Source organism: Enterococcus thailandicus (assembly GCF_001886265.1).
GTDB lineage: Bacteria > Bacillota > Bacilli > Lactobacillales > Enterococcaceae > Enterococcus_B > Enterococcus_B thailandicus.
Window position 1 is genome coordinate 16931 of the sequence record NZ_JXLE01000011.1, and the last position, 17798, is coordinate 34728.

At 36.1% G+C, this 17798-nt stretch carries 21 protein-coding genes and 1 other annotated feature; of the genes, 17 read left to right on the forward strand and 4 right to left on the reverse strand.

Annotated features, from left to right (window positions below; genetic code table 11):
- Positions 1 to 212 precede the first annotated feature (212 nt).
- The 3 genes from RV17_RS08655 (at position 213) to RV17_RS08665 (ending at position 1852) form a co-directional block, all read left to right on the forward strand.
- Positions 213 to 653 (forward strand): MarR family winged helix-turn-helix transcriptional regulator, encoded by a 441-nt coding sequence (locus tag RV17_RS08655; protein WP_067484562.1) that lies wholly within the window; start codon positions 213 to 215, stop codon positions 651 to 653.
- A gap of 1 nt (position 654) precedes the next feature.
- Positions 655 to 1284 (forward strand): nitroreductase family protein, encoded by a 630-nt coding sequence (locus RV17_RS08660; protein ID WP_067484565.1) that lies wholly within the window; start codon positions 655 to 657, stop codon positions 1282 to 1284.
- Between the two features lie 124 nt (positions 1285 to 1408).
- Complete coding sequence (locus RV17_RS08665; RefSeq protein WP_071869007.1) at positions 1409 to 1852, forward strand: DUF2798 domain-containing protein; 444 nt, start codon at positions 1409 to 1411, stop codon at positions 1850 to 1852.
- A 40-nt stretch (positions 1853 to 1892) separates the two neighbouring features.
- Here RV17_RS08665 and RV17_RS08670 read toward each other — a convergent pair whose 3' ends face one another.
- Entirely contained in the window at positions 1893 to 2408 is a 516-nt protein-coding gene (locus RV17_RS08670) for a PadR family transcriptional regulator (protein WP_071869008.1), read from the reverse strand.
- A gap of 112 nt (positions 2409 to 2520) precedes the next feature.
- On the opposite strand from RV17_RS08670, the gene RV17_RS08675 reads away from it, so the two are divergent.
- Positions 2521 to 3717 (forward strand): MFS transporter, encoded by a 1197-nt coding sequence (locus RV17_RS08675; RefSeq protein WP_071869009.1) that lies wholly within the window; start codon positions 2521 to 2523, stop codon positions 3715 to 3717.
- A gap of 495 nt (positions 3718 to 4212) precedes the next feature.
- The gene (locus tag RV17_RS08680) at positions 4213 to 4542 is read left to right on the forward strand and encodes a hypothetical protein (protein WP_067484575.1); all 330 of its coding nucleotides are present in this window, start codon (positions 4213 to 4215) and stop codon (positions 4540 to 4542) included.
- Positions 4543 to 4677: 135 nt separating this feature from the next.
- Here the strand turns inward: RV17_RS08680 and RV17_RS08685 are convergent, their stop codons facing one another.
- The 3 genes from RV17_RS08685 to proB all read right to left on the reverse strand — a co-directional run bounded on the left by RV17_RS08685 (position 4678) and on the right by proB (position 7244).
- Positions 4678 to 5022 (reverse strand): hypothetical protein, encoded by a 345-nt coding sequence (locus tag RV17_RS08685; protein WP_067484577.1) that lies wholly within the window; start codon positions 5020 to 5022, stop codon positions 4678 to 4680.
- A 116-nt stretch (positions 5023 to 5138) separates the two neighbouring features.
- Positions 5139 to 6386: a glutamate-5-semialdehyde dehydrogenase gene (locus RV17_RS08690; RefSeq protein ID WP_071869010.1), complete on the reverse strand. Its 1248-nt coding sequence runs from the start codon at positions 6384 to 6386 to the stop codon at positions 5139 to 5141.
- A gap of 57 nt (positions 6387 to 6443) precedes the next feature.
- Positions 6444 to 7244: a glutamate 5-kinase gene (gene proB / locus RV17_RS08695; protein WP_067484580.1), complete on the reverse strand. Its 801-nt coding sequence runs from the start codon at positions 7242 to 7244 to the stop codon at positions 6444 to 6446.
- A gap of 239 nt (positions 7245 to 7483) precedes the next feature.
- Between proB and RV17_RS08700 the strand changes: the two genes are divergently transcribed.
- From RV17_RS08700 to RV17_RS08755, 12 genes are all read left to right on the forward strand, one after another.
- The gene (locus RV17_RS08700) at positions 7484 to 8017 is read left to right on the forward strand and encodes a dCTP deaminase/dUTPase family protein (RefSeq protein WP_071869011.1); all 534 of its coding nucleotides are present in this window, start codon (positions 7484 to 7486) and stop codon (positions 8015 to 8017) included.
- 40 nt (positions 8018 to 8057) lie between these two features.
- The gene (gene radA / locus RV17_RS08705; protein WP_067484585.1) at positions 8058 to 9431 is read left to right on the forward strand and encodes a DNA repair protein RadA; all 1374 of its coding nucleotides are present in this window, start codon (positions 8058 to 8060) and stop codon (positions 9429 to 9431) included.
- A 29-nt stretch (positions 9432 to 9460) separates the two neighbouring features.
- Positions 9461 to 10612 (forward strand): PIN/TRAM domain-containing protein, encoded by a 1152-nt coding sequence (locus tag RV17_RS08710; RefSeq protein ID WP_067484588.1) that lies wholly within the window; start codon positions 9461 to 9463, stop codon positions 10610 to 10612.
- Between the two features lie 175 nt (positions 10613 to 10787).
- Positions 10788 to 12248 (forward strand): glutamate--tRNA ligase, encoded by a 1461-nt coding sequence (gltX, locus tag RV17_RS08715; protein ID WP_067484591.1) that lies wholly within the window; start codon positions 10788 to 10790, stop codon positions 12246 to 12248.
- Positions 12245 to 12456 (forward strand) — a binding site (T-box leader). Its footprint overlaps the gene before it by 4 nt.
- Before the next feature lie 79 nt (positions 12457 to 12535).
- Positions 12536 to 13072 carry a serine O-acetyltransferase EpsC gene (epsC, locus tag RV17_RS08720; RefSeq protein ID WP_067484593.1) on the forward strand — a complete coding sequence of 179 codons (537 nt, stop codon included), beginning with the start codon at positions 12536 to 12538 and terminating at the stop codon, positions 13070 to 13072.
- On the forward strand, positions 13069 to 14481 hold the full coding sequence (cysS, locus tag RV17_RS08725; protein ID WP_071869012.1) for a cysteine--tRNA ligase: 1413 nt from the start codon (positions 13069 to 13071) through the stop codon (positions 14479 to 14481). The genes epsC and cysS overlap by 4 nt, the downstream gene beginning before the upstream one ends.
- Positions 14478 to 14873: a Mini-ribonuclease 3 gene (locus tag RV17_RS08730; protein WP_067484597.1), complete on the forward strand. Its 396-nt coding sequence runs from the start codon at positions 14478 to 14480 to the stop codon at positions 14871 to 14873. Before cysS ends, RV17_RS08730 begins: the two co-directional genes overlap by 4 nt.
- Positions 14866 to 15723, forward strand: coding sequence for a 23S rRNA (guanosine(2251)-2'-O)-methyltransferase RlmB (gene rlmB / locus RV17_RS08735; protein ID WP_067484599.1), 858 nt, complete (start codon positions 14866 to 14868; stop codon positions 15721 to 15723). The genes RV17_RS08730 and rlmB overlap by 8 nt, the downstream gene beginning before the upstream one ends.
- A 4-nt stretch (positions 15724 to 15727) precedes the next feature.
- Complete coding sequence (locus RV17_RS08740; RefSeq protein ID WP_067484601.1) at positions 15728 to 16258, forward strand: NYN domain-containing protein; 531 nt, start codon at positions 15728 to 15730, stop codon at positions 16256 to 16258.
- Positions 16259 to 16333: 75 nt separating this feature from the next.
- The gene (locus RV17_RS08745; RefSeq protein WP_067484603.1) at positions 16334 to 16915 is read left to right on the forward strand and encodes a sigma-70 family RNA polymerase sigma factor; all 582 of its coding nucleotides are present in this window, start codon (positions 16334 to 16336) and stop codon (positions 16913 to 16915) included.
- A gap of 107 nt (positions 16916 to 17022) precedes the next feature.
- Positions 17023 to 17268 (forward strand): Veg family protein, encoded by a 246-nt coding sequence (locus tag RV17_RS08750; RefSeq protein ID WP_067484607.1) that lies wholly within the window; start codon positions 17023 to 17025, stop codon positions 17266 to 17268.
- A gap of 86 nt (positions 17269 to 17354) precedes the next feature.
- Positions 17355 to 17786, forward strand: a complete 432-nt coding sequence (locus tag RV17_RS08755; RefSeq protein ID WP_067484610.1) for a GNAT family N-acetyltransferase — start codon at positions 17355 to 17357, stop codon at positions 17784 to 17786.
- Positions 17787 to 17798: the final 12 nt, after the last annotated feature.

Sequence of the window (17798 nt, forward strand, 5' to 3'; positions counted from 1 at the left end):
TTTTTGTGCAGTAAGCTAATACCCTCTTGTCAAAAATATCACTAAGTTATTAACTTGTTCATATACATTATTAAAAAATATTAGTGGTTACATCTTGAATCGCTAATAAAAAAATTATTTAACAAGCAAAAATTCTTGCGTTTCTCAACAAATCACTTTATTATTGACGAGTCAACGATTGACAAGTCAATGGTTAGTGTGAGGAGGAGCAGATGTCTTTAGAAGAAATTAGTCATGTTTTATATCAAATTAAAGTAGCAGATCAAAAGATTATTCAAATTTTTGAAGAGAATATTGGATTGAGTTTGACGCGTTATGAATTATTAACGCTTTTAAGAGAAAAGAATCCTTGTTCACAAAATACGCTACAATCATTCTTACAAATCGATCAAGGAGCGGTAACTAGGCACCTGAAATTATTAGAAACAAAGGGTTACGTTACACGACAACGAAATCCTTTAAATAATCGTGAGGTAGTTGTTACCCTCACCGCTAAAGCAGAAGAGAAACTTTCAAACTGCGAAAGAGAGCACACGGATATGGCTAGCATTTTATCGCCGGCATTTGAACCAGAAGAAATGTCACAGCTATTAGTGTTGCTTAATAAATTAAATACGCAATTATCAGCAATCAAAACGAAAGAAGTGGAATAAAATGGAAAAAGCAAAAGATTTTTCAACAATTATGTATGGCAGAAAATCCGTCCGAGTGTACGATGAAACTTATAAAATCCCCCATGAAGAAATGTTAACCATGATTCAGAAAGCAACCACAGCTCCTTCTTCAGTGAACATGCAACCATGGCGTTTTGTTGTTGCAGAAAGTGACGAAGCAAAAGAAAAATTGCGTCCACTGATTCGTTTCAATACAAAACAAAATGATACATCTTCAGCTATGGTGATGATTTTTGGTGATCTAGAATGTTATGAATATGGTGAAGAAATCTACAATCAAGCATATGAAGCTGGCAAGATGCCAAAAGAAGTTCGTGATCATCAATTGGCAGCAATCATTCCTTACTACAAATCATTTTCTAAATCAGAAATGAACGATATAGTCAAAGTTGATTCTAGTCTTGCTGCAATGCAATTCATGTTGGTCGCACGTGAACACGGGTACGAAACGAATCCAATTGGTGGATTTGAAGCAGACCAACTAGCAGAAGCTTTTGATTTGGAGAAAGAAAGATACGTACCAGTAATCATTTTATCCATCGGAAAAGCAGTAGAAGAAGGGTATGAGTCTGTTCGCTTAGCTGCTGACAAACTAACTACTTTCAAATAAATTCCCATTTTTTAAGTACTCAAGTCAAGATTTATTTATTTTATGATAAATAAAATAAATGCTTACGAGAATTTTTTGTCTGTGCTACGATAATCCTCGTGACAAAATGAAAGGAATGATTTGAGTGCCTACAAATAAAAAAGAAGGAATTATTTTTACTACGATGATGTGCTTTTCAATGGTTTTTGGAATGAGCATCTATAATTTATGGTTACATCAGGAGCTTTACTTCACAAAATTTATGATAGGGCTACTTCCAGGATTTATTGTTGCCTTCATATTAGATGTTTTTGTCATCGGTGTTTTAGCAAAAAAAATTGCATTTAAACTGCCACTGAATCCAGAAAAAAAAGTACCTATTATCTTAACAATTTCTTGTTTAATGGTCACTGGCATGGTTACTTGTATGTCACTTTTTGGTGTAATAATGGAACAAGGAATCTCGGATAATTTATTACCGGCGTATCTGAACGCTTGGAAAATGAATGTCATTGTAGCTTTACCTTTACAACTCCTTTTCGTAGGACCTTTTTCTCGAAAAGTATTGAACATCATCCAAACAAAATAAAAATAGAGTGTGTCATCTCAACAGGTGACACACTCTATTTTTATTCAAAGAAAGCTTGCATTTGATCTCTTACCTGTTGGCACCATAAAATTTCTTGTTGGCAAAGAAGAACTTTTCGTTTGATGACGACATAGCGTCCAAAGTCTTCTTTTTTCGTTGAGGTAAGGCCATCTAATTTGGCTTGGTTTTTTTGAAGTATTTTATTCAATTGTTGTTCACGTGTAAATAGCAAACCATTTGCTGTGTTTTTATCTAATGTAGAAAAGGCATAGATTTTTGCTAAAAATTCGTCTTTTTGTGTTGGTGAGGGTGTCTCTTCCTTAATCCATTCTTCAACGAGTAAACGTCCTTCATTCGTTAGCTCATAAATTTTTTTTTGTGAATGCTGCTCGTTATCTAAGATAGACAAGTAACCTTGTTGCTCGAGTTTCGCTAAAGTTGTGTAAATTTGACTATGGTGTGCCTCCCAGAAAATATTAATCAATTGTTTTAACTCATAGCCAGATCGTGGCTTTGTTAAAAGAACACACAATAGAATATAAGATAAAGTATTCACTGAGTAATACTCCTTTCTCCGTTTTTTTTTATTATATCATAAAAAATATACTCAAATTACATGTGCATATTGACATGTAATTTGAGTCATGTATGATGCTAGGTAGAGGGGAATGATAAATTTGGAGAATAAAATTGAACTGGAAGAACAAACTTCCGAGAAAAATTCAGCATTGGTTGTGGCTGCAACCTGTATGATTGCTTTTATGGGAGTAGGATTAGTTGATCCCATTTTAAAAACAATTGCTTTACAATTAAATGCGACGCCTGCAGAAACCACGCTTTTATTTACGAGTTATATGTTAGTAACAGGTGTAGTCATGTTATTTACGGGATTTCTATCTAGCAGAATTGGTTTGAAAAAAACATTGATGATGGGCTTGTTGATTATTGTGTTATTTGCCGGACTAGGTGGATTATCAAATAATATTGGTTTATTGATTGGCTTGCGTGCTGGTTGGGGGATCGGTAATGCACTGTTTGTTTCAACAGCGTTAGCAACAATTGTTAGTATTTTGGTAGGAAACACAGAGAAAGCAATCATGATGTATGAAGCTGCAATTGGCTGTGGAATGGCAATTGGTCCGTTGTTAGGTGGCGTACTAGGAAGTGGATCATGGAGATACCCATTCTTTGGTGTCGCCTTTTTAATGTTGTGTGCTTTTGTTGCATTGGCTATTTTATTGCCTGAAATTGAAAAACCGAAACGTAAGGTTCAATTTTTAGAAGGAGTGAAAGCTTTAGCTAATCATAAATTACGTTCAGTTGGTTTAATTGCATTACTATACAATTTTGGCTTTTTTACTTTGCTGGCATATGCGCCCTTTCTGTTAACTGGTTATACTGAGATGCAAGTGGGATTTATCTTTTTTGGTTGGGGTGTGTTGTTGGCAATTTCTTCCATTTTTGTAGCACCATTTTTAGAAAGAAAGTATACAACGTACCGTACAATCATGACTGCTTTTGTTTTCTTTACATTTTGTTTGATCTTACTTGGTTTGGGAACATCAATTCCGATACTTGTACCAATCAGTATTGTGTTAGCAGGATTTTTCCAAGGAATCATCAATACATTGTTAACAACTATTGCGATGGAAATTCCAGGTTTGGAGAGAAATGTGGCTTCTTCTAGTTATAGTTTTGTCCGCTTTTTTGGGGGAGCTTTGGCACCATTCATTGCGGGGAAAATAGGAGAAATCTTTGATGAAAAATATTCGTTTTATTTTGCAGCAATTATTGTTTTGTTAAGTTTAGGATTTATTGTTTATCATCGACAATATTTTGTAACAGAAGAAGGAAATCAGAAATAAAAATGAAAATGAAAAAGATTCTAGATGCTTCGTTATAAAGTTTCTAGGATTTTTTTTATTTTCTTGCTGCGCTGATCTGTACCTTGAATCAAAGTAAATACCGAAGCAATACCTAGATAAATCCAGCTACGCAAATTGAGTATTCTTACTCAAATACTATAGCCAACTCGTTTGAGCCACTAGTAAAAAAGAATAATATCCGCTAAAATCAAAGGATAAAAGCTAGCAAGGATAGTATTTAAAAGAGAAGTGAGAGAAGATAATAGCAACCACATGCGCTAATTCATTAAAGGCAGAACAAATGCCAACTCTAAAAGGTTAATAAAAATATAAGATGGAAATTAAATCTAATGTAAATATTTTTTCTCTTATTGAACCAGTAACTAACAGGTAGCAATAAAAGAAATAAGATAGGAGTCATAGTTATCCTCCTAAATTAGTGTCATCTATTAATGTATCAGGTTTAGTGGGGAAATAGCGAGGAGTGAAGAAAAAATGTTTGAAGAAGATTTTCGTGAAGTGGGGCTAACATTAGTTGAATTACCCATTGAATTGATTGATGGACGACCAGTGTATCGAGGCTATCTTAAAGAATTACCGACAATCAATGCACAAGGTGAGTCTAGAAAAGTCATGCAACAAAAATTAGCAACGATTTATCAAGCGTATCGTACAGAGATGCTGGAAGAATTGGAAGAAGAAAAAGAAAAGACGATGAACTTATCTGTTGATGAGTTGCTTCGATATTACGACGGAGAGACATTTGATGGTTTTTCAATTAATGAAGGAAGTTCTGAGACAGATTCAGAAAATCATTGGAGTTAATCAAATTAGGGAGTGGAACAAAACTAAAAATCCAGTCGTTCGTAATCTAGTTTTCAATAAAAAAGCCTAAATCAACGTTTTCAAAAACGAATTTTAGGCTTTTTTTATTTGGGCTAATTTTGTTCTAGCCCCTATTTAATGAAATGTGTGTTTCAAATGATCTTTATTCAATTGATATTTGTAAGTTAAATGGAAAAAACCTGCAATTAAAAGTGTGAATGTATATGGTAGCGAATAATTAAAAAATGATACGTAATTAATCGCTGCTAATAAACTCAAGGCTAACATATAGCTTACATAAAGTCGGATTAGTAATCCTTTTGGGCCGATTTTTTCAAAATACTTTGTCCATTTTTCTCGCTGCATGCCTTGACTTCTTTTTTTTATCTGAAAGAAAAGTGTTAGTAAAGCTACACCAAAAAAAGCGGCAATGTTTAGGGAAAATAAATAGACTAAAAAGACGGTTAAAATTTCAAACATGAGAATACCTTTCTATTAGTTGAATCATTAAAAAATAATTTAACTTTTTTTGCATAACTTATAGTGAGAGGAAACAACATATGATAACAAATGTTTCTTGTGAAACAAATTAGCTGTTACTCACGGACTTGGCCTTCGCCATAAATGATATATTTTGTTGTAGTTAGTTCATTAAGTCCCATTGGTCCTCTTGCGTGTAATTTTTGCGTGGAGATACCAATCTCAGCACCAAATCCAAAAACAGTACCATCAGTAAATCGGGTAGACGCATTAACATAGACTGCTGCGGCATCTACTTGATTTAAAAACATTTGACTAGCAGCATAGCTGTCTGTAACGATTGCTTCCGAATGTTTTGTGTTGTGGCGGTTGATATGGGTGATGGCTTCGTCGATTGAGTCGACGATTTTTACTGCTAAAACATAATCAAGATATTCTGTATCCCAATCTTCGTCTGTTGCTAAAGATGCCGTTTCTAAATATTCTAGGGAGCGTTGATCTGCGCGTAATACAACGCCACTGTCGACTAATGCTTTTTCAATTACTGGCAAGAAAAAAGGTGCGACTTCTGCATGAATCAATAAAGTTTCAGCAGCATTACAAACAGAAGGACGAGAAGCTTTTGCATTGACGATAATTTTTTTTGCCATTTCTAATTGTGCGTCTTTATCAATATAAATATGATTGTTTCCTGTACCAGTTTCGATAATTGGAACAGTTGCATGAGCTTTGACTCGTTGGATTAAACTTGCTCCCCCACGAGGAATTAAAACATCTAAATAATCAGTCAGTTTCATCAGTTGATCAGCAACCTCGTGAGAAGTGTCTGTCACAAATTGAATTGCGTAAGGAGAATGTCCATTGTCCACCAAAACTTGTTGTAGGATTTCTACCAGTTTTTGATTGGACACAAAGGCTTCTTTTCCACCACGTAAGATAACTGCATTTCCAGATTTGAAAGCTAAGCTGGCAGCATCTGTTGTGACATTTGGTCGTGATTCATAAATAATTCCAATAACACCAAGAGGCACGCGTTTTTTTCCAATCAGCAAGCCGTCCTCATTTTTCCACATATGATCAACTTTTCCGATTGGATCGTCCAGTTGGGCAACCTTTCTCATTTCCTCTGCCATTGAATGAATTCGTTCAGATGTGAGTCTTAATCGGTCTTGCATCGTCTCGCTAATTTTATTTTGTGTTGCATGAGTCAAGTCTTCTTTGTTTGCTTCAAGAATAGCCACTTGATTTTCTTCAATCGCATCCGCCATTTTAAGTAACAAGTCATTTTTATCCGTTGTACTCATTAAAGCTAAAGTAGTAGCACTGCTTTTAGCATTTTCTCCGAGCTGTCTTAAATCGATCATCATAAATCCTCCTTTGTTTTTATAAAAGTGGGGCGAGTTCTCTCATCGAAAGGTCTTTTAGTTGTGCTTGAAAAAAGTACCGATTTCTTTACCGGCTAAAATATCAAAAATGATTGCTGGATTTTTCCCGTTTGCAAGGACCATAGAGCGGTTTGCATCAAAAATTCGTTTTGCAGCTTGTAATTTGCTGTGCATACCACCTGTTCCAAATGTACTTCCCGCACCACCAGCTTTTGCCATTAAATCGTCATTGATTTCTGTGACCAATGAGTACAGTTCAGCTTGAGCGTTAGTTGAGGGATTGTCAGAATAAAAGCCATCAATATCAGATAAGACAATCAATAAATCCGCCGTAACTAATTGAGTTACGATTGCAGAAAGTTGGTCATTGTCTCCAAATTTTGTCGAATGATCTAACTCATCGACTGCAACGGTGTCGTTTTCATTTACAATGGGGATTGCACCGAGAGCGAGAAGCTGCTCTAAAGTATTGGTTACGTTTTTTCTGCTTTCTGGAAAATCGATTACGTCACGTGTTACTAAAACTTGTGCAGTTTGCTGACCGTAAGTTGCAAACCGTTGATTATAAATATTTATCAACTCACCTTGACCAATCGCGGCGATTGCTTGTTGTTCAGGAATCGTTTGTGGTCTTTGATTCAGATTCATTTTTGTCATTCCGACCCCGACAGCACCAGAGGAAACCAAAATGATTTCTTTTCCGCGATTGCGTAAATCGGTTAAAACAAAAGCAAGTTGATCAATCGCAGCGAGATTTACTTTTCCATTCGGATAAATCAATGTGCTTGTTCCTACCTTGATGATAATTCGTTTTGCTTGAGTTAGTTCTTTGCGCATGAGACACCTCTAATAATTATTTGAATAAATTTTGTATGTAATTTTTTTCTATTCTACTTGTTTTAGTGTCTAAAGTCATGTTTAAAAGAAGAAGTTTTTTTCAATTAAGAAGAAAAAAAGGTCTATCTTTGAAAACTTTTCTACAGGATAACAGAATTTCTTGAAGATTTTGCAAAGAAAGGCCTTTGGTAGTGTGAATATGGTAAAATAAAACATAGTTTATTCTAGGGGGAAGATTCGTGAAAAAAAGAGGTTTTGAAGTTGTTTCTAACTATGCGAGTCAAGAAATCAATTTACCAAAAAGAGCAACACACCACGCTGCAGGATATGATTTTGAAGCTGCGGCAGATATTATTATTCCAAGTATTTGGAAGTCAGGTATAAAAAATGGACTTACTACATTGATAAAATCAATGGGAGAAGAAGCAACAGCAATTGATGAAAAACAATTAAAACCTACTTTGGTGCCAACAGGTATCAAATCCTATATGGGAGAAGATGAATTTTTACAATTAGCTAATCGTTCAAGTAATCCTTTAAAACGGTTTTTGGTTTTAACAAATGGTGTTGGGGTCATTGATAGTGATTACTACAATAATCCAGATAATGAGGGACACATTATGTTCCAGTTTACTAATTTTGGTTTTAAAGATGTGATGATTAAAAAAGGTGAACGAATTGGTCAAGGCATTTTCTTGCCGTTTTTAAAGGCAGATCAAGATGAAACAACAACAAGTCGAGAAGGCGGGTTTGGTTCTTCGAATAAAAACTAAATTGGCCAGAATTTATTAGCTATTTAAAGGAGGCGAGACAATGGCAAAAAAATCAAAGACACAATTTGTTTGTCAAAATTGTGGTTATGTGTCGCCTAAATTTTTGGGACGTTGCCCAAATTGTGGAAAATGGAATACGATGGTCGAAGAGATTGAACAAGATACAAGTGATCGTCGAGTACGCACCAGTTTAACTGGTGAACGAGCAAAGCCTACCAAAATCGACGAAGTAGTCCCTAAAAAAGAGCCTCGTGTACAAACAAAGTTAACAGAGTTAAACCGTGTACTTGGGGGTGGGGTAGTTCCAGGCTCAATGGTATTGATTGGTGGAGATCCGGGGATTGGGAAGTCAACGTTGCTTTTACAGGTATCTCAGCAATTAGCAGCTATTGGGGGAAAAGTTTTATATGTTTCTGGTGAAGAAAGTGCGGAACAAATTAAGCTTCGTGCGGAACGATTAGGAAACATCGATACCGAATTTTATTTATATGCTGAAACAGATATGAATGAAATTAGTCATGCAATTGAACAGCTGAAACCAGACTATGTTATTATCGACTCGATTCAAACAATGACTCAACCAGATATTACAAGTGCGGCTGGTAGTGTTAGCCAGGTAAGGGAAACAACTGCTGAATTGTTGAAAATTGCGAAGACTAATGGTATTGCTATTTTTATTGTTGGACATGTTACTAAAGAAGGCTCGATTGCGGGACCAAGAATGTTGGAGCATATGGTGGATACTGTTTTGTATTTTGAAGGAGAAAAGCATCACAGTTTCCGAATTTTACGTGCGGTGAAAAATCGTTTTGGTTCAACGAATGAGATTGGTATTTTTGAAATGCGTGAACATGGACTAGAAGAAGTATCTAATCCTTCTCAAATCTTTTTGGAAGAACGTTTAGATGGCGCAACTGGCTCAGCAATTGTTGTTGCAATGGAAGGTACTCGTCCAATTTTAGTAGAAATCCAAGCTTTAGTTACACCAACCATGTTTGGAAATGCGAAACGCACGACTACAGGTCTAGATTTTAATCGTGTTTCTTTGATTATGGCAGTTTTGGAAAAACGAGCAGGATTGCTGTTACAAAATCAAGATGCTTACTTAAAAGCGGCTGGTGGAGTAAAATTAAATGAACCAGCAATTGATTTAGCGATTGCGGTAAGTATTGCATCAAGTTATAAAGAAAAAGGAACACAACCAACAGAATGTTTTATTGGCGAAATTGGGCTTACTGGTGAGATCCGACGTGTGAGTCATATTGAACAACGTGTCAAAGAGGTTCAAAAATTAGGATTTACGAAAGTCTATTTGCCAAAAAATAATCTAGGTGGGTGGAAGGCTCCTGTGGGTATTGAAGTTATTGGAGTCGCAACATTAAGCGAAACGCTTAAAAAAGTATTTCAAGCATAAAAATAAAAAAATGAAATGGAGGAACAACTATGCAAAAACGCGTCATTACATTGTTGATGATCATTGCGGGAGCAAGTCTAGGTATTTCTTTTTTACCAGCTGCTTGGCAAGCAATCGGCCAACAAACCAATGGCTGGCTGAACAATACGTTTACTAATAGCCTGTTAGGTGCACTTATTTTCTTTATTTTATCTCTGCTATTAGCAAAACATATTGCTGCTGTGCTGAAACAAGTAGAAGAAAAATTGAGTGAGATTAGTTTAACTTATTTATTGTTTGGAGCAATTGGTACAATTATTGGGTTAACTTTAGGGGTAATTATTTCAACTCCTCTTTACAATATGGAAATTCCATTTGTAAATAGTGTTTTACCCATTCTATTGATGATCTTTTTAGGTTATTTTGGTATGAGAATGGGCACAACTCGAATTGATGAATGGAAGAAAATCTTTGCGCCACGAAACAAGAAAGTGGAACAAGAATTACCAAATCAGTTTGAAAGCCAGTTATTAGAACGTAAATCAGGCGATAATTTCCACAAATATAAAATTTTAGATACGAGTGTTATCATTGACGGTCGAATTTATGATATTGCTAAAACAGGTTTCTTAGAAGGAACGTTAATGATTCCAAATTTTGTTTTATATGAATTGCAATACATCGCAGATTCTGGTGATAGTTTAAAACGAGTTCGTGGACGCCGCGGGCTAGATATTTTAAATGCTTTACAAAAAGAAGAAGGTATCTCTGTTGAAATGTATGATGGAGACTTTGAAGAAATCAGTGAGGTTGATAGTAAACTAATTAAATTAGCTAAACTGTTAGATGGCGTGATTGTTACTAATGATTATAACTTGAATAAGGTCTCTGAGTTTCAAAATGTGCCAGTCTTAAACATCAATGCGTTAGCAAATGCAGTTAAGCCAGTTGTGATTCCTGGTGAGACAATGAATGTTTTAGTCGTAAAAGTCGGAACAGAGCGTCAGCAAGGTGTTGCTTACTTAGATGATGGAACAATGGTTGTCGTTGAAGATGGCCAGCATTATATGAATGAGCATCTTGAAGTTGTCGTAACTAGTGCGTTGCAAACAGCAGCTGGTCGAATGATTTTTGCTAAACCAGCGCATGCAGGTCGGGGTATTGATAACAAAAAAAATTCTGAAACGAAGACAAAATCTTAATTTCATAAATAAAATGAGCCAACTGATGAGGAAATTCAATCGGTTGGCTTTACTATTTGTACTAGAAAAGGTAAAATTTTGCTGAGTGACTTTAAATAAATAATGTTTTTAAGGTCAAAGCTGACGGATTTTTGCTGTTAGTCACATAAGTCTAGTTTGAAAGAAGAGGAAGAAAATGACGAAAGTACGCGTACGCTATGCACCAAGTCCAACAGGGCATTTACATATTGGAAATGCACGAACTGCATTATTCAATTATTTATTTGCTCGCCACAATGATGGAGAATTCATCATCCGTATTGAAGACACTGACCAAAAACGTAACATTGAAGATGGAGAAAAAAGTCAGTTAGAAAATTTAGCTTGGTTAGGAATGGATTGGGACGAGTCTCCTGAAAATCCTGGAGAATATGGTCCTTATCGTCAATCTGAACGTAAAGAAATTTATCAACCACTGATTGATCAATTACTTGCAAGCAATCGAGCTTACAAATGTTACTGTACAGAAGAAGAATTAGAAGCGGAACGTGAAGCACAACGCGCTCGTGGTGAAATGCCTCACTATGGTGGGAAATGTGCAAACTTAACGCCAGAAGAACAAGCTGAAAAAGAAGCTCAAGGGCTAGAGTCAGTTGTTCGTTTCCGTGTGCCACGAAACACAGAATATAAGTTCAACGATATGGTCAAAGGTGAAATTTCATTTGAATCAGATAATATCGGCGGAGACTTCGTCATTCAAAAACGTGATGGCATGCCAACCTATAACTTTGCTGTAGCAGTGGATGATCACTTGATGAAAATTACTCATGTTTTGCGTGGAGATGACCATATTGCAAACACACCAAAACAATTAATGATCTATGAAGCATTTGGTTGGACACCACCAACATTTGGTCACATGACACTGATTATTAACAGCGAAACTGGTAAAAAATTAAGTAAACGCGATGAATCAATCCTTCAATTTATCGAACAATATCGTGAATTAGGTTATTTACCTGATGCAATGTTTAACTTTATTGCATTGCTTGGTTGGTCACCAGTAGGCGAAGAAGAAGTCTTCAGTCAAGAAGAATTAGTGAAAATGTTTGATCCAGAACGTTTGAGCAAATCACCTGCAGCATTTGATGCGAAAAAATTACAATGGGTAAACAACCATTACATGAAAGAAATGGATTTAGCTGAATTAACAGATATGTGTTTACCATATTTGATTGCAGATGGCCGAGTTGAAGAAAATCCTGATGAAAAAACAATTGAATGGGTGAAAAAAATTGTTCAATTATATCAACCACAAATGAGCTATGCTGCGGAAATCGTTGAAGTGTCAGAGTTATTCTTTAATGAACATCCAGTTTTAAATGATGCGGCAAAAGAAGTATTAGCTGGTGAAACAGTTCCAGCTGTTTTGACAGCATTTAAAGCACAGCTAGAAGAAATGGAAGTTGTTGATGCTCCAACAGTTAAAGCAGCTATCAAAGCTGTACAAAAAGAAACTGGTGTTAAGGGCAAAAACTTATTCATGCCAATTCGTGTTGCTGTTTCAGGACAAATGCATGGTCCTGAATTACCAGACACAGTTGAATTATTAGGCCGTGAAAAAGCACTTGCTCATTTAAACCAAGTAATAAAATAAACACGAAGAACAGAAGAAGTAAGCAACTAGTTTGTTTTTAGAGAGGCGACGGAAGGTGAAAGTCGTTACAAAGTAGGTGTTGAAATGCCTCTGGGAGTGGTTTTAGCGAACACAAGTAGCTAAAAACGGGTAGCAGACGTTATTTTGCTTCGAGGTAATCTGTTTTGATTATGAAAAAAAGTGGAACCACGCCATTAGCGTCTTTTATTTAAGGAAACTTATTTAAAAGACGCTTTTTATTTATAGTTTTGGTTACATAAATCTGTTATGGAAAGGAGTGAAGGTGAATGAATTGGTTTACGCGAATAATTACTGCTACGAAAAAAAATGATCCTGCTGTACGTTCGACTTTAGAAATTGTTCTAACATATCCAGGATTCCATGCGTTACTTTGGCATCGTCTTTCTCATTTCTTATACCAACATCGTTTGTATTTATTAGCTAAAATCATTGCCCAATTCTGGCGCTTTTTAACTGGGATTGAAATACATCCTGGCGCACAAATTGGTAAAGGTGTCTTTATTGATCATGGAATGGGCGTAGTGATTGGAGAAACGGCAGAAATTGAAGATGATGTGGTCTTGTTCCATGGTGTGACTTTAGGCGGGACAGGCAAACAAACAGGTAAACGACATCCTACAGTTAAACAGGGCGCGTTGCTCTCTGCAAATGTACAGATTTTAGGTCCAGTGACAATTGGTCGGCATGCAAAAGTCGGAGCAGGGGCAGTGGTACTTAATGATATACCAGATGATGCTACAGCAGTTGGTATTCCGGCAAAAGTTGTTCGGATTAAAGGTGAAAAGATAAGGAGAACAGAATGATAAAAATATATAATACGCTTACTCGAGAGAAAGAAAAATTTGTTCCTATTGTAGAAGGTCAGGTTGGAATGTATGTTTGTGGGCCAACCGTTTATAACTATATCCATATTGGAAATGCGCGGAGTACCATTGCATTTGATACAATTCGTCGTTATTTTGAATATCGCGGCTATCAAGTGAAATATGTTTCGAACTTTACAGATGTGGATGATAAAATCATCCGCGCAGCAAAAGATTTAGGGATCACAGCACCAGAAGTTGCGGATCGCTTTATCCAAGCATTTGAGGAAGATACTAAGGCGTTAAACGTGGAACCAGCAACCTTACATCCAAGAGTAATGGATCATATGCCAGACATTTTATCGTTTATCCAAGTACTGATTGAAAAAGGCTATGCGTATGAAGCGCAAGGTGATGTTTATTATCGGACACGTCGTTTCAAGGATTATGGTCAGTTGAGCGATCAGTCAATTGATGAGCTTGAAATTGGTGCGAGTCAACGAACGGGTGAAGAACAACAGCTGAAAGAAGATCCATTGGATTTTGCTTTATGGAAAAATGCCAAACCGGGAGAAATTTTTTGGGAGTCGCCATGGGGAAATGGTCGTCCAGGCTGGCATATTGAATGCTCTGTTATGGCTACAAAACACTTGGGTGAAACAATTGATATTCATGGTGGTGGACAGGATTTAGAGTTTCCTCATCATGAGAATGAAATTGCCCAAAGTGAGGCCAAAACGGGACAAAAATTTGCAAATTATTGGATGCACAATGGTTATGTAACGATTGGCGAAGAAGATCAAAAAATGAGTAAGTCTCTTGGTAATTTCATTACTGTCCATGAAATGATTCAAACAGTGGATCCACAAGTTTTACGTTTCTTCATGGCAACAACGCAATATCGCCGACCAATTCGTTATAGTGAGGCAACGATAAAGGAAGCGGCAACAAATCTACAACGCTTAAAAAATACGTATGATAACGTTCAATTTCGTAAAGATAGTGCTGCTAGTTCATTGACAGATGATAGTGACAAAATGGCAGAATTAACTGAGTTAGAAACGCGCTTCATTCAAGAAATGGATGATGATTTCAACGCAGCAAATGGAATCACAGTTGTTTATGAGCTTGCAAAATGGTTAAATACTTATTTGGAACAAGAACAAGTTTCCCTACCAGTTTTAGACCAAGCAATAACTTTATATGCGCAATGGTTAGCGATTTTTGGAATTTTCTTTACTTCCGAAGCGTTACTAGATGAAGACATTGAACAATTGATTGAGGAAAGAAACCAAGCACGCCAAGCGAAAAATTTCGCGCGTAGTGATGAGATTCGGGACTTATTTAAAGAAAAAGGGATCATCCTGGAAGATACACCGCAAGGAACCCGTTGGAGAAGAGAAGTATGAGAGATTACACGCAGCTAAATGGTTTAGCTCTTGCATACGTTGGTGATGCAATTTATGAGATTTATATTCGAGACTACTTGATTGATCAAGGACAAACCAAACCAAATAAATTACACCATACGGCAACAAATTATGTATCTGCTAAAGCACAAGCTTATTTGATTCAAAAAATGTTAGAAGAAAATATTTTAACAGAAACAGAAGATATTTATTATCGTCGCGGTAGAAATGCCAAAAGTCATACAGGTGCTAAAAATGCAGACATCACGACTTATCGAATTGCTACAGGCTTCGAAGCGTTGATGGGGTATTTACATCTAACAAAGCAAACCGAACGAATGGAAGAATTGATTGAATGGTGTATTCAGAAAATAGGTGAAAAAAATGGATAGAAAAAATAATTTTAAAAATAAAAAACGACATACTAACGACTGGAGCAAGCAATCAAAAACATCTCAAAAAAGAACAAAGCAAGAATCAAATCATACGCAAGAAAAAGACGAATCAATTGAAGATAATTTTGTCTTTGGTCATCATGCTGCTGTGGAAGCACTTCAACAAGGACGAGGAAATAAATTGTTTCTCCAAGAAGACGCTCATGGCGAGAAGGTAGATGAGTTAAAAATAATTGCTCGTGACCAAGCAGTTCCCGTGAAATGGGTTCCTAAACAAAAATTGGATACATTAAGTGATCGAGGTGTACACCAAGGTGTGGTGTTGGCTATCACACCTTACGAATACTTATCGTTAGAACAGTTGCTTGAACAAACAAAAACAAAAAAAGAAAATCCTTTCTTTTTGATTTTAGATAGTCTAGAAGATCCTCACAATTTTGGCTCGATTTTGCGAACAGCTGATGCAAGTGGTGTGGACGGCGTAATTATCCCTAAGCATCGCGCAGTAGGAATCACACCAATCGTTACCAAAACGTCTACTGGAGCAGTTGAGCATGTGCCGGTAGCAAGAGTAACTAATTTGATTCAAGCAGCTCAGCAACTAAAAGAAGCTGGTTTTTGGATTTTTGGAACAGACATGTCTGGAACGAATTTTCAGAATTGGAATGCAAAAGGTTCAATTGCATTAGTAATTGGTAATGAAGGGCGCGGTATGAGTCAAGGATTGAAAAAAGAAATGGATGAATTATTGACAATCCCGATGGTAGGGCATGTTCAAAGCCTGAATGCAAGTGTTGCAGCAGGTCTGTTGATGTATCAGGCGTTTTCCCAACGACAGGGGGAGTAAGCTGATGAAGAAACAGTTATTGATTGTCGATGGTTACAATATGATTGGTTCTTGGCCAGAGCTTGTTTTGTTAAAGAAGCAAGACAAAATGGCTGATGCACGTGAAGCCTTGCTTCATCGGTTGTCTAATTATGCAAAATTTGAAGGAATTGAAGTAATTGTGGTTTTCGATGCGCAGCTGGTTCCTGGAATTCAACAAAACTATAAAAAATATCAGCTAGAAGTTGTATTCACCAAAGAAGATGAAACAGCAGATAGTTATATTGAGCGAGTAGCGGGTACGTTGAATGATCGATTGACACAAGTAACAGTTGCTACAAGTGATTTGGCGGAACAATGGGTAGTGTTTTCACAAGGAGCCTTACGAACTTCTGCGTATGAGTTGTATAAAACAATCAAAAAAACAGAAGAAACAATAGCCCAAGAGAATATAAATATGCGTTTTATTGATTTTCGACGTAATTCTCCTTGGAATGATGAACAATTGCATAAATTGTCTAAAAAGTTAGACGATTTAATGAAAAAGGACAGATAACCACGTTATCAGATTAAATAACACGATTTTTGATGCTAATATTCCTCCATAATAGAGATTATGGAGGATTTATTTATGCCTGAGGAGTTATTACGTGCTGCACGCAATGGTGATGAAGAAGCATTTTCTACCCTTTATCAGAAATATTATCCACTTTTATTACGCTTAAAAAATAGTTATTATGTGCGGAATTTTATGAATGAAGATTGGGAGCAAGAAGCACGTGTTGCGTTATATCAAGCATTAAAAACCTATGAAAATAACAAAGGAGTTAGTTTCGGTAGTTATTACAAAAGCGTTATTACTAACCAAATTTATTCGTTATTAAGGAAACAAAACGCATTAAAACGCAGAGATCAAAAAGACGAAGTTTCTATGGAACAGAAAATGGAATCTGAAGGACCAGATTTCTTAGCAGAAGTGACAACTCAAGAACCTGTAGCAGTCCAACAACTGCTGTTGAATGAAGCAATTGAAACATGTGAAATCCATTTTTCAAAAAGAGAAGCGCAAATTTTTCATCATTACATGCAAGGAAGTGATTTTTCCTACATCGCAAAAGATTTATCAATGGATATTCAGCAAGTAATGAGTGGATACAGTCGTGTAAAACAGAAAATCAAGAAGCATTTGAAAGCGTACAGTGAAGAATGCTAGTTAACATTCTTGTTTCAACTGTTTTTTTTTATTGCATTTCTTTTTTTTATATGGTAGACTTGAAAAGTTTTGGACTATCTGTTATAATCGATAACGAGGTGAACTGTATGCCAACAACTTTAGCTACAATCAAGAAAGATTTAGAAGGTCGTATCGGCAGCCAAATCATGTTGGTTGCTCAGACAGGAAGAAAGCGTCAAACAGAACGCCGCGGCGTTTTAACAGAAACCTATCCTTCAGTATTTGTCGTTGACTTAGATCCTGAAGAAAACTCTTTTGAACGAGTGTCTTACAGCTACTCTGATGTATTAACTCGTACAGTAGAGATTGAATTTTTAACAGAAGCAGTTTAAAAGCTGACGGGCCTTATGTGGTTCGTTTGCTTTTTTATTTTTGAACAAGTAATCTATAAAAAGAAAACTTGTTAGGAGGCTACTGAATGAATTACCAAGTGAAAACATTTGATGAATTAACGACAAAAGAATTTTATATGCTAGTAAAAGAAAGAATTGCCGTTTTTGTGGTCGAACAAAATTGTCCATATCAAGAAGTGGATGAAATCGATCCTGAGGCATTGCATACGTTTCTGACAGATGAGCAAGGAAATGTAGCAGCTTACACACGGATTTACAAAGAAGAAGATGCTGTTCATTTTGGTCGAGTCTTGGTAGCCAAGGAACATCGTCAATCGGGATTAGGTAAGCAAATTGTTCAACGGACGTTGGAAGTTATTGAACAAAAGTATCCAAATACGCCAATTATTATTGGTGCACAAGATTATCTACGTTCGTTTTACGAATCATTTGGTTTTAATGCCATTTCCGATGTTTATTTGGAAGATGATATTCCTCATATTGATATGAAAAAATAAAAAAACTTGAAA